The sequence below is a fragment of the Viridibacillus soli genome, assembly GCF_016612995.1.
GTDB classification, from domain to species: Bacteria; Bacillota; Bacilli; order Bacillales_A; family Planococcaceae; genus Viridibacillus; species Viridibacillus soli.
In genome coordinates this window covers 1-14,156 of sequence record NZ_JAEOAH010000053.1, presented here as the reverse complement: position 1 = coordinate 14,156, position 14,156 = coordinate 1, and the positions used below count along the sequence as shown (strand labels likewise).

6 protein-coding genes and 2 pseudogenes are annotated in these 14,156 nt (G+C 34.8%); 6 read left to right on the top strand and 2 right to left on the bottom strand.

What is annotated here, in order from left to right:
* Positions 1-285 precede the first annotated feature (285 nt).
* Positions 286-426 (bottom strand): annotated as a pseudogene (locus tag JFL43_RS22870) (HTH domain-containing protein); the annotation flags it as partial.
* Between the two features lie 327 nt (positions 427-753).
* Here JFL43_RS22870 and JFL43_RS22865 point away from each other — a divergent pair.
* The gene (locus JFL43_RS22865; RefSeq protein WP_234447934.1) at positions 754-1,797 is read left to right on the top strand and encodes a hypothetical protein; all 1,044 of its coding nucleotides are present in this window, start codon (positions 754-756) and stop codon (positions 1,795-1,797) included.
* Positions 1,798-2,513: 716 nt separating this feature from the next.
* Here JFL43_RS22865 and JFL43_RS20525 read toward each other — a convergent pair.
* Entirely contained in the window at positions 2,514-7,046 is a 4,533-nt protein-coding gene (locus tag JFL43_RS20525) for an NACHT domain-containing protein (protein WP_200750474.1), read from the bottom strand.
* 169 nt (positions 7,047-7,215) lie between these two features.
* Between JFL43_RS20525 and JFL43_RS20520 the strand changes: the two are divergent.
* From JFL43_RS20520 to JFL43_RS23260, 5 genes and pseudogenes are all read left to right on the top strand, one after another.
* Positions 7,216-8,355, top strand: a pseudogene (locus JFL43_RS20520) (IS3 family transposase).
* An 810-nt stretch (positions 8,356-9,165) separates the two neighbouring features.
* Positions 9,166-10,842, top strand: coding sequence for a YfjI family protein (locus JFL43_RS20515; protein WP_200750473.1), 1,677 nt, complete (start codon positions 9,166-9,168; stop codon positions 10,840-10,842).
* 324 nt (positions 10,843-11,166) lie between these two features.
* A complete protein-coding gene (locus tag JFL43_RS20510; RefSeq protein ID WP_200750472.1) occupies positions 11,167-11,358 on the top strand; it encodes a MerR family transcriptional regulator in 192 nt (63 codons plus the stop codon).
* Between the two features lie 104 nt (positions 11,359-11,462).
* Positions 11,463-12,641, top strand: coding sequence for a tyrosine-type recombinase/integrase (locus JFL43_RS20505; protein WP_200750471.1), 1,179 nt, complete (start codon positions 11,463-11,465; stop codon positions 12,639-12,641).
* A gap of 159 nt (positions 12,642-12,800) precedes the next feature.
* Positions 12,801-13,967, top strand: coding sequence for a tyrosine-type recombinase/integrase (locus JFL43_RS23260; RefSeq protein ID WP_325166718.1), 1,167 nt, complete (start codon positions 12,801-12,803; stop codon positions 13,965-13,967).
* Positions 13,968-14,156: the final 189 nt, after the last annotated feature.

Here is a 14,156-nt window from a genome sequence, read left to right as displayed (position 1 = left end):
GGCAAGAGTCTGTAAATTCGTTAACAAGCGGTAGAAAAAGTGCGATAAATCAACGTTTTAGATATTACAGTCTATAACATCTTTAACGGGAATCTACCGCTATTTATGGTATTGTGTTAGCAAAATGTTACCATTTACGCATATAAACCGTCACCTTAGTTCACACAGTCAATATGTAAGGGCTGCGTAAAATAGACATCTATCAATGGGGCAGTATTCGCTTAAATTGACCCTATCAATCATAGCAAGAAAGAATATATTAACTACAATTTTCAATACCAACAGCCCTGTGCCTGATATGATGGGGAAGCCACTGGCACATAGTTCATCAATATACCGAGAAACTGTTCTTATATTTATCTCTAGCTTTTCCGATATTTACTTCACAGTCAATTTCTCTCCCGAATTCAACATCCATAATATCATTGGCACATTACCATTTTTGGCATAACATAACCCTCACCTTGTATTGCCACTCTACCTAAATTCTAACAAACAATTGAAGTGTTTGTTATTCCACTGTATTCTTAATTTTGAGCCTGCTTAACGGCGTAAGATCGGTCATATTATGAATAAGCATGGATTAGTATTCAAATAAACCGTCACGCAATATTTACTTTCAACAAGAGTTTTTAAGTAGGATAAGCATTGAATAAACGCGATCGAAGACGGATAATAAGAAATATGAGTTTGCCAAAACATTACTTTTTATTAATAGTGCTTGATATAAAAATATGATGGGGGCGTTATTATATGGGCGTTTCAAGTGATAAAAATGAAGATACTAATGAAGAAATATTTTTTTTGAATACTAATTTTGAAATAGACATCAATAATCTATACGATGAAAATTCCTGGTATTCCAGTTTGAAAGATCGAGACGTGGAAATTGAAGGAATAAAGAGTTTAATCATTGAAGAATTTAATATAATAATGAAGAATACTAAAAAATCACTTAATGATTATAACAAGAACGAAAAATTTGATTTAAGTTTAACTTTTTTGAAAGATATGCATATTGTAGCTCGTACTTCTAATTCGGAGATAAAATTAAGTGAAGGTCTTATAATACACTATTATAATTTTTTTAAAGGCTTTTTAAAAGCACACCACAATTCATATGATTTCGATGATGGTATTGTAGCAATGCTGCCTATTAAGTTTATTTTATATCATGAAATAGGACATGTTGTTCATGGTCATATAAAATTGCTTGAAAACCGTAAAACTAATAATGAACCTATATCAACATTAGATCAAAAATCTCTTGAATATGATGCCGATGCTTTTGCTTTAAGCAGAATTTATGATGAGTATAATGGCGTTATCAAAAATTCAATAGATAACTGTAATAATAGTGAAGAATTCAAAAGAGGATTTGAATTGATGCTACTAGTACTTATTTTTGAAAAAGTTATATTAGGAATAGTGATAGCTTTTTTTATAATAAGAAAGCCAGATGATTTTAATAAGTTCGATACCAAAAAACATCCTCCTACATTTTACAGAGAAGTCCTAGCTATTGAATCATTAAAAAGTTTGTTGGCATCAAAAATTAATGTTCAAGAAATTTTTGTTGACTGTGAATTAACATTAACTAAGTATGTAGGATATGACGATTCTATTATGCAAAAATTTGTAGCTGATATATTAGACAATATCGTTCATACAGACGATATTATTAATAATTGGAACGAAAGAGTTAAATATGAAGTAAAAAAGTACTCTCGATTTCCGGTTGAAGGTATTGATTTTGTCTTCGAAGATGGGAAGCCAGTTTTAAAGGGTACTTTCTAAAGCTTTATTTCGATAGTAAGCCAGGTATATTAGCTATGTTCATGTTAATAACAGAACCATCACGCTCCCTATTTTACCCCGCCGATATGGTTGGGGCTTTCTTTGTGCGTATAGAAGATATTCGCAAAAATTCCAGACGGGTATGACAAGCCTTAACATCAGGACAGAAGCAATAATTTGTTCATCAGGCACTGGGTGGAGGATACAACAAAGGACGACTATCAATAGCCGCCCCAACTAAACTTATGGAAAAAAAAGAAGCGGGATTTCTCCCGCTCCGTTGCTGTATACGCCAATACATCTCAACTATTAGTCTTTCCTGACCAACAGTGAACAGCACTCCACATGTGTGGAGTGTATGTGGGAACATATTGATGCTGGTGGGTTTAATTATATAGACTTGGTTTGTATTTGGCAATCAAGCTATGTATGTAATGGCAGTATATTTACTTTGTAATGTTGATAAATATTCACCGATCATTGACGCTTGACATGGAGCCTCTGCGAGCATAGTGTCTGTCGAAGAGCGAAAGGTCAGCAACCCCACTCTTTCGCCAGGCGAAAAGCCTACCATGCTCGCCGCTCCATGTAAAGCGTTCGTATGCAAATAATATACTGCCGAAACCTACATTGGTAAACTGCCACTAACAACTTGGTTCCTATTTTAGTGAAATCGAGCTTATTTTTCTTATTGCTTATAAATATCACCTTTATACTTAATTCTCGCGATTAAATGTATAAGGAGCTAACCATGTTACTTCCTTTGCGGTTCTTTCCTCAAACGTCAATATATAATTAAATTCCAACCTTTTATATACATATCCATTATCATCGAAAATCTGCTTTTCTCCACCAATAAACCAAATCACCTGTAAGTCATTTTCTTCTAACCATTGCTCAAATTGCTCTGACTTAATCAATGCTGCCGATGGACCTTTTTCTAATTCACTTGGATCCATAAAGTTTATTTCACTGTTGGAATTCTCCCATGTACTAAAATTCCCTAGTGACCACTTTAAATTTAAATCTTTAATTAATTGCTGATTAGGTAAATAGAGAGAAATGTATTGGTCAATGGATTTATCCCTTTCACCTGTTTCCCATTCATATTCGTTAACTGGCACTAAATGTTGAATTTTTAAAGTTCGAGAATCTTCATCATTACGCCAAATATTGAAATCCTTATAGTAAGGATGCCATGGATATTCCCGTAAAAAACCTTGGTGTGAGGAACCTCGTGGCGCAAAAGTAGAAGGGTCAAATAAAGCTTTGTTCTTCATTGTATCAAGTACATTACCTACATCAGTTTTTGATACGATGCATGTATTAATTCTATACCACAACTCTTCTTTCGATTTGCCATCAATCGTTTTATTCGTCCATTTTCTAAAGCCCCTCAATTTATACCACTTTTCAACTTTACTATCAGTTACTATCAATAAATCCTTGAAATCAGGAAGTGTATCTTCATCGAACACCCAATTCTCCGATTCATTATCACTAAAAATAGGCGTATATGGTGACCACCATACCTTTCCAAACTCATCCCAATTTGAATCATTTGTGGCTCTCAACCATATAGTAGGATCAATATCACGTTTCCATAGCTGCCATGGACCTTCATATTCTATTTCATCTTCATATTTATTAGCCCAATATAAATTGTCTGACATTCTAGCCAAAAGTTCATAGAATGCAATCCATTGATACTTCTTACCAATTCGTTCAACTTTTGAACCTTCCCTACCATAAGAATTACTGTGTCTTCTTTCAAAATCGCCAAACATTTTTGAGGTCCAACCAAATTCATATACTTTCTTGCATACCCATCTTTGCGCCCATTTCCTACTAAAAATTGCTACTCTATCATTAACTCCTAAACCTGTTAGCCATCTAAAATATTCTTTGTCCTCATCTGATAAAGCAGTATTGATACGTTTCTTTAAAGAATCCCAATTATCACTTGGACTGTCTATATTTTTAGTAACTAATGAAATCTCCCAAGGCTCTTCTTCGTTTTCCTCAAATAATTCCTCAACATCATGCTCTTCTAGGTTAGTCTCTAAATCTCCTAATATATCATCTATAATTGTTACCATTGTTGGTCGAGCGTATGACTCAATTCTTTTATTTATTTCTTTGATATACTCTTCTCTTAGGTCACTTGGCACTTTCTCAGCAAATTCTAAGTGTAATTCATATGATTTTTTAGGACGACTTTCTGTTAGGGGTGTTGCTGACCAATCATGAACGCAGGACATAGTATAGTTACCAAAATCGCCCGGGAATCCCATAAGTGAACTCTTAATCGAAGAATATTCATCTTCATCTAAATCTGCTATTTCTGTTTTTGTAGGATTTTCAATTGGCCATTCACTTACATAAGGAGGTCTAAAATTACTGCTCATATCTTCAGCTATTAAGTTTTTATACAAGGCGTATTCCATTATCCCGCGAGCATAATCCCTTAAAAGGAGATGTGGTTCCGGCTTATTATTGACAAATTGCAACTCATAAACCTTCTCTGCAATTGCTCTCACTTCATCGAGATTGTTAATGTTACAGACTACACCATAAGTAGCTGCATACAATCTTTCTTTTAAATATAAATCATCTATATCATTAAATTCCGTTAGTAATTCTTTAATGACATTTGGACGGTAACTTAAAATTCGAACTAACGATTTAGTAGCTTGATCCCTCACTTTTCTATTTGAAGTCGTTGTCATCCATAAAAGTGTGTAACTCAATAACCTTATTCGCTCGTCTTCTACATCACTTAAATCGGCAGACAATGCCCAATCAATTAAAGTTCGAGTTACAGATTCAGGTTGTTCCTCATCTTCTTCATAATCACTTACAGCTATATGTGTTGACCAAAAATAATCTCTTTCCACCATATTTCTTCTTTTTAAATTTCCATGTAAAAATTCTGCATTTAATGGATGATTAGGCTCAGTAGATAAAGCTAATATTTTATCTAACGACTCACTAAAAAAACCGTAACTAGAAATTTTATTTAGTAATGTAACCGTCCTATCATTAATAGAATCTCTGCTACGTAATAAAAGGACATCCGTAAACGACTTATCAAAAATCGAATTATAATTGGTACTTTCTACAGGAACAAAATCAATAAATTCTATATTGAACTTTTCTGGAAAAACTATTCCTAGAGCTTCAATAATACCTGAATACTTATATGGATTCATTATTATTTTTTCTAATTTTCCATTACCCCCAAACTCTGCTTCAAGGTTTTCTACATCAAGATTCTTAACAATGTTTTCTGCTATAAAATAATCACTAAATCTTTCATACGTAAACCTAACAACTTCTATTGTATTACCGTTATTGTCAGTTATCATATCTAGTGCTAATAAACCTTCTGAAATAAGTATATCGATTAAATCATCATCAAAGTTAGGCTTAGGATCCACTTCTCTAATAACGTCTGCTGCTAAATTAGTTTCAATACCAAACAAATTGTCTGGGTATATTAGCTCGATTAACTTAGATAAAATTCTGTTAGAAACTTTTCTATTACCCATATATTTTTTTCTAAGTTTAATAACATTCTCAATACTCTCTAAATAAAAGTTAAATATTGCGCTTTGACCTTCAAGACCTTTTGGGAAAGAGGACAAACCTTTTGATTTTATTGCTTTGCAACATGTTTTTAAGAATAATGGATTACTAAATTCCGGAGATAACAATGGTACAGAAGGCTTGTCTATACCTTGTTTGGCCAAATATTTCATAGCTGCTCGATGTTCAAATCCTTTAAAACCCTCATGAAAAATCTCAACTATGTACCCTTTAATTTCTACAGGTAATATAAAATCTTTGTAAGTTGATCTACAACTTATGAGTAATGAGATATGAGGATAATTTTTTAATTCAGCTATAAATGACATAAGTTGCTCTTGCCAATGGAAGCGATAATTACCTTCATTTAAAGCATCAACAATGATTAACGTTCTTGTTTTCTTTGCCTCTCCAGCCGCATCCAAAGCCCCTAATAATTGTTTAAAACTTACGTCCCTCAGATCAAGCTCTTCAGCTATAAAATTGAGAGGATTTCCACCAGAATACCTTTGACCTAATAGAAAGACAGTAGGTAAACCCTCAGCTATACGCTTTTGTGCTATATCACATAATAAATGTGATTTCCCTATTCCGGCCTCTCCTAATATGACTACACTTTTTGTTTCATACGCTTCCGCAGCAATACTAAATATAAATGTCTCAATATTATCTAGTACCTCGATAATTCCTCTAAATTGATATCTAATTTCTTTCCATGGTTCGTTATTATCATCAATATTATCCCAAGTAAAACTATTGAAATCAGCGGCTAAGCCTCTTAAATCTCCAAATTCAACCCTGATATTTGTAAAATTAAGATTATCGTACTTAGTAAGTAAAATTTCTAAATAGGATTCTTTAAATTTAGTCGCCTTCTCTTTGAATACAGTCCAGTTTTGTCCTTTGTTCAAAGTTTTATTTTCAAAGCAGTCTAACTGGTCTATCCTATGTATCAAATCAAACACAATTTTTTTTTGATTATTAATTGCTTCTTTCCATCCATGAGATATACCTAATCCCTCTACTTTTTTCTGAATAGGTAAATCAATATGATATTCCTCTGTAAATCGCTCACCTAAAGAGATTTTAGATTTATTAGCCAACCCTCCAAAAATCTCCATACTCAATACTGGCTCATTAAACCAGTACAATGTTCTACCAATATAGTTACTTTCGTCCCTTTGCAACATCATACTTAGTTCGTGGCGACCCCAATATTCAAACTCTACGCTCATTCCCTTATCTTTGGCTAATTGCGTCCAGATTTGAACATATTGATTCCATTTATCTAAGGAAGATACAACTAACTTCCCACCACGACTATTTTTTCGACTGTCATTTAAATCCTTTGGCACACTAACATAATATTTAGTTATTCTAGGATGTTTATCAATCGCCGTTCTAACTGAATCATCTATTTGACTCCATTGACTACTTTCGAGCCTTTCAGTAAAATATTTTGCTTGCCAAGCATGCTCTGAGCCATCTTCCAGGATCCAATAACATTCAACACCGCCATCTCCACCAGCCCCATCTTTTCGAATGAAATTCTTCCCCTGCTCTGGTTTATTTAAATGGGCTATTTGACAAACTAACTCTTCAAAGCCCCCGTCCTTACTACCATCAAAAGACCGAATACGGGTAAAATCAAGTTCAATCATTTAAATAACCTCACTATCATAGTAAAATAATCAAGAAAGTTCTTATATTCAATTATACATCATTAAAACTAAATATTAATAAAGTTACAAACTACTGGTGCTAGTATAGACATGTGGACACAAGTTAGTTAAGTCTCTATCCTAATAAATAGAGAGGTCGTGTCCGAATATGAAACAAAAACGTTATAATCAAGAATTTAAACAATCAATTGTCGAACTCTACAGTTCTGGTACGTCTGTGAGTGATCTGAGTAACGAATATGGTGTGTCTGAAGTAACAATTTATAAATGGATCAAAGCTCTATCTCCAATAGAAGTAAGCGGTGGTTTGACACCAGTAGAAATTGCAGAAATTCAAAAAGAAAATCTACGTCTTCAACAGGAGATTGAAATCCTAAAAAAGGCTATGACCATATTCGCAAGAAAGTAACTAACCAAGAGATCATTGACTACATTGAACAGAAGAAAAAACCACCCAATCCGCATCATGTGCGAAGTATTAAAAGTACCTAGAAGCACGTATTACCAGTCATTTCATAAAGAAAAATCTTCGTACGCAGTCGAAAACGAAGTGCTTTTAGCGCGCATAAAAATCATCCATGCAGAGAGTAAAGGGCGTTACGGTGCGCCGAAAATCCATCATCTTTTAACGAAGAAAGAAGGATTCCAGGTTAGCTTAAAACGTGTGCAGCGAATTATGAAAGAAGCAGAAATTCGATCAACGATTGTGAAAAAATACCGACCTACTTCCTCTACTGGACAAGTCGAGGAACGTGAAAACTTATTGGAACAAGATTTTGAAACGACAACGATGAATGAAAAATGGGTTGCAGATATTACGGACATCCACACATTGAGGGACGGCTGGTGTTACCTAGCTTCTGTCCTTGATTTACACACGAAAAAAATCATAGGTTATTCATTTTCCACATCCATGACGACGGAACTGGTTTTACAAGCTTTGGCGAATGCAGTTGACGGACAACAGCTCGATGAGGGACTAATTTTGCATACCGATTTGGGCAGTCAATATACGAGCGAAGACTTCGAAAAAGCATTGAAAGATGCAAAAATAGAGCAATCTTTTAGCCGTAAAGGATGCCCATACGATAATGCCTGTATCGAATCCTTCCACGCGACATTGAAGAAGGAAGAAGTGTATCGCACGACTTATATCGACTTTGAAACAGCCCGCTTAGCCCTCTTTCACTACATTGAATCGTGGTATAACCGAAAAAGGATTCACGGGGCCATTGATTATTTAACGCCGCAACAATTAGAAGACTTATGCCGTAAAAACGCAGCTTGAGTAGGGGATAAATTCGTCTTATCGATTCACCCTACCTACACATTTTTTTGGAACGACATCCATGGGTTGAATTTCCTGTATCTAGCGAAAGCTGTCATGTGCGCACTTTCACTTGACTGGCTTCGCTGGATACAGGACGCTCCATGAATGGATGCCGTTCCGAAATTGACTTAACTTTTTTGTGTCCAGGATATTGACATAGATCCAAAATATGCCAAACACTTTTTACTGGCCAAGGAAGCTTTAGAACGACAACTGAAAGAAGAGGCCCTTCTAGCTACGTTAGAGGCGGAGGAAAACAGAAAACAAGCCAACGAAAAACAGCAAGCCTATCTAAAAAGATATAACCAAAGTAACTACGCAAAATCTAATCAGGATAAAAGGCGTGAATTAGTAATGAAGGCTTTCCTTTCGAATTATTAAACCGAACCAAAACACATATTAAAGCGTAATGAGGGTTGTCCTAATGGATAGCCCTTTTTGTTTTCTACAATTACATAAAAACCTCAAATGATACTTTGGAACTATAAGAACGTAAAAAATCATAAGATATACTGATTTGCAGATTTGAGGAAATACACCAGGGTTACATTAAAAAATTCAATAAATATATTTTTAATAGGTATTCGAATCTAAAAAACACCATGGTAGAATGATTCAAGTTTTTAGTAGGACAAGTTGTTTTAGTCCTTCTAGGATTCAACAGTACCCTAACCGGAAAGCAAGTAATCTATGTATTCCTTAACGTTTAGGTACTTAGGGAAAGGAAAGGAAAGGAAAGAAAAGAAAAATAACGGAGGAAATTTGGATATGCACAGTAATCAAGAAGTGAATGAACTTAATCTAGAAAATCAAGAAGTGGAGGTCAATTTTTCAAAATCTATGCCAAAGCAAAACATTGAAAGTGAAGTAAAGCATACTAAAACAAGCGCGGCTAATGAGCATGGTAAGGAGCTTCAACTTTTTGAGGAACTATATGAGAACATCAATAGTACCGATGAATATGGGTATGAGTGGCAACCACCAATAACATTTGAAAAGTTAGCCCTAAAGCCATTTGATGTCAATGTTTTTCCTAGCCTTTTTAAAAATATGGTTTTATCAGTAAGTCGCTTTACACAGACTCCTGTAGACCTTGCTTCAATTTGTTTAATCGGTGGACTATCAACAGTTTTACAAAAGAAGTTTCACGTTGAACCAATCACAGGATGGAAAGAGCCTTTGAACACTTACACCGCCGTACTATTACAAGCATCAAATCGTAAGTCAACTGTTTTTGGATTAATGATGGAACCTATATTCGAGTATGAATCAAAGCTTATTAAGTTACATCAAGAAGAACAAAAAAAGAATGTAAAACAACTATCTTTACTTAAAAAACGTATAGATAAAATTGAAAATGAATATGCAAAATCAGGTGATAGTGAGCTACTAGACCAGTTAGAGGAGTTATGGGCCTCAAGTGAAAAATTAAAATTAAAGCCCGCTCCAGCTCTTGTCTTAGACAACTCTACTGAAGAAGTAATCGTTTCAAGGATTACCCAAAACTCTGAACGCATTGCAATTGCTTCTTCAGAAGGTGATTTATTTGAACGGTTAAAATCGTCAATTAAATTAGAAGCAAGTAAACTAGATGTGTATTTAAAAGGTTATTCGGGTGACTCCCTGCGGACTGACCGAATTTCAAGAGATACCGAACGAATAGAAGAACCTTTAGTAACGATTTGCATCTCTGCGCAGCCAACCATTATTCAGGATATGCCTCAGAAAATTATTGATCGGGGTTTAATCCCGCGCTTTCTAATCGCAATACCGGAAGATTTATTAGGCAAACGAGATGTGTATAATGCCGAACCAGTAGACCCTGTTATTAAAAAGTCATATAACGATTTAATTTCTAAATTACTAAATTTTGAAGAAAACGATTCTGTCGCACTTAAACTTTCCTCAGAATCATATGATGTCTTGAAGAAGTTCGAATATGATGTAGAGACATTATTTTTGCCAGAACAGCTATATGGCGACGAATTAAAAAGTTGGGGCGGCAAAATCATTGGAAACCTATTAAGAATTGCAGGGTTACTTCATGTTGCAAAACACGCCGAAAGTGCAAAGGTAAAATCTGATATTCCTACAATGATTGATGTGAAGACGTTAGAAGAAGCACTCAGTTTAAAGGAGTACTTTGATTCCCAAATCGCGAATGCCTTTGGAATCATGTTTAACAAAGAATCGAATGATTCAGCTCAACATTTGCTACGTAAATTAGCTTTACTAGCTCAAGAAAAGAAAACTAGTAAAATTTCTAAACAAGATTTATGGCAAAAAACAAAGAAGATTTTTACTACTGCACCGCCCTTTAACTTAGCATTAAAAACTTTAGAAGAGCGCGGATTTATTCAGCATGACCTTGGTGGTAAATCTGGACGAAAAGAATTTATTATCTTATCGCCTTTTGTAAACCAAGATAAAAAAATTAAAAATTAATTGTAGCTATTCGAATATGAAAAGAAAGCTGTTATTATATTTTTAGCTTTAAAATAACCTGGCTAGATATCTAGTCTTCTAGAAAGAGATAGGAATAAATTCGAATGCAGCTACTTAGCTGTAGAGGATCACAAGTGATTTCAAAATTTCTACTGCATATGTAAGTGTTTCTCGCAAAACATTAATTTCATTTCGAGATAACAACGTACAATCATATTAAATTAATACTAACAAGGGAAAACCCCATTACTTTAAAGACAGACAATAATTCTGTCCTTATTAGTGATGGGGTTTCTTATCTTTTTATCTAAAGGAGAAGATCATATGCAAGATTTAAAAAGGGAAAATACAAATTCTGAGTGGTGGGACCTTAAAACCGCCGCGGCATATATCAATGTTTCTTACAAAACATTAATTTCATTTCGTGCAATGGGATTAGAAATAGTAGAAATCGGTAGATTACGTCGAGTATCTAAAACAGCACTGGACGAGTTTATGCGTCAAAATAGCTTTTAAAAATAGGTGGTTAAGTGCTTGCAGATTATTATCAGGCTTCTTATCACCACCCTACTTGCATAAAAAACACAACTAAAAAAAACACATAACCGGAGGAAATCAACATGACAAATCAATCAAAATATCACCCAGCAATTCAACCTTATCAATTAAAAAACGGGAAGGACTTCTACCGTTTCACTGCTTATATAGGAGTTGACCCATTAACAGGTAAGGAAGTAACTGTAACACGCAGCCGATTTAAGACACCAAAACAGGCACAGGTTGCATTGGATAAGCTAAAGTATCAACATAATAACGGACAGTCTCCTGAAAATAATCGTAAATCATTTGCAGACGTTCATAAAGAATGGGATGTGCTATACAAGGAATCTGGAATCGTTATGAGTACGTACTCAAAAACTGAGGGCTATTTCAAGAACCACATCCTTCCATTCTTTAGTGACTTGAAGGTTGCAAAAATAACAGTTCGACATTGCGAGGAATTCGCTTACCAATTATCAAAGGAATTGAAGTACTTCCATCACATTGTTAACTATGCATCAGAGGTAATGGAAACGGCAGTGCGATATAATTATATCAACTCCAATCCTTTTAAAACTGCAAAGATTCCAAATGAGCAAGGTCAAGGGAAAATCGATAATTATCTGGACATTCAGGACTTCAAGGTTCTGTTAGATTACAGCAAGAATCTAGATTCAAAATCCTACGCCTTGCTTCGTCTTCTAATGTTCACCGGAATGCGAAAAGGCGAACTAATCCCTTTAACTTGGTCTGATATTGATTTTGCTAAAAAAACATTAGCAATTCACGATGGCTACTCGTTTTCTAAATACAACTATGGTAATAATGTAGGGGTTCCAAAAGGAAAAATCAATCGAATTCTTATTTTGGATGATGAAACATTGAATGCACTTAAGATATGGCAACTTGAACAAAAACAGCTTTTGATCCAACTCGGAATTGAAATTAAACCCTATGATCAACAGTTGATATTCAGCAATACAGTAAATAACTTCATCAAACAGGATTACCCAAATCAATTATTGCGAAAGGCTTTAGATGTTCTTAGTTTAAAATACATTACTATACATGGCTTACGTCACACTCATGCCACACAATTAACAGAAGCAGGCTCGAGTTTAATCGGAATTCAACAACGTTTGGGACACGCTGAAAATAAGAATACGACAAACGCTTATTACGTTCATGTTACCGAACAGATAAAGACAAACACTTTAGATCTTTTACTAGCATATCTAGCGGAAAAAGGTATTTATTAATTCCTTGAATAGCAGAAAGAAGCACTTAGAACTTTGATTCTAGGTGCTTTTTTTCATCTCTTATTTGTTCTGTCTTCTTAAATACAATATAATTTAAACTGTAGTAATTTATACTACAACCTCTTTGTCTCCGTAAGCACGAAACAGGAGGATATTACAGTGAAAATCAAAACATATAAACTACAAAATAATGAAACTCGATATAAGTTCCACATTTACATCGGTACTGACCCATTAACCGGTAAAGAAAAGACTACTACTCGCAGCGGCTTTAAAACGAAAAAGGATGCTAAAGATGCTTATTTAACATTGCAACAAGAAGTCAGAAACGGGACGTATGGTACGGTTGCTAAAGACACTTATGGTGAGGTATACGATTTATGGTTAGAGCAATATGAAAATACCGTGGAAGATAGCACACTGTTAAAAACAAAGCGGATTTTTCAAAATCATATTTTACCGGCCTTTGGTTCATATCGAATCGCGAACATTGATGGTGCTATTTGTCAAAAGCATGTCAATCAATGGTCCAAAAAGTTAAAGCGTTTTAGTATGGTGAAAAACTATGCCGCCCTCGTTATTAAGTATGCTATTAAACACGGCATCATTGATAAAAACCCTTTTGAGTTAGTTGAAATGCCTGTCATTAAATCCAAAATTTCAATTGACGATGACGACGAAGAGTTTGAAAACTTTTACTCCCGTGAGCAGCTTGTGCAGTTCTTAAGCTATTTACAGGAAGATGAAAACATTAAAAAGCAAACTGTCTTTCGATTGCTTGCGTTTTCAGGTATGCGTAAAGGAGAAGTATTTGGGCTAAGGTGGAGTGATATTGATTTCGAAACGTTTGAAATTCGTATTACGAAGGCAGTAAAGCGCGGTGAAGATGGTTTATATCTTGGTACTACCAAAAACGGTAAATCGCGTACAATTAAAATCGACCAAGAAACGATGGAACTATTAAAACTTTGGCGAATTGAACAAGATGTTTTCTTTTCGGCAAAAAAAATCAATACCAAAACTAAGAAGCAGCTAGTGTTCTCTAACACCTTTAACGCGCTACAGGATCCCAATAAAACAGTTCTGTGGCTTTCAGACCTCCTTAAACAACACCAGTTAGAACACATTACGACGCATGGTCTACGTCACACGCACTGTTCCTTACTATTTGAAGCCGGCGCCTCAATTAAAGAAGTACAATACCGTTTAGGCCATAGTGACGTAAAAACAACATTAGAAATTTATGCACACGTTACGCAAAAAACGAAAGCAGGTACAATCGATAAATTTACCGACTTCCTAAACAATGAATCAGATGAAAACTAGGATAGGACTAACAAAGGATTAACAAAGGTTAATAAGGTTTTTAATAAGGATTCAATCCAATTCGGTACAACTCAAAGGCATTAAAAAAGTGCCACAAACGTTGATTTAACAACGTTTATGACACTCAGTCCAATTCAGTACAATTGGCTGTATGGAGACGGCGGGAGTCGAACCCGCGTCCAGAAACTC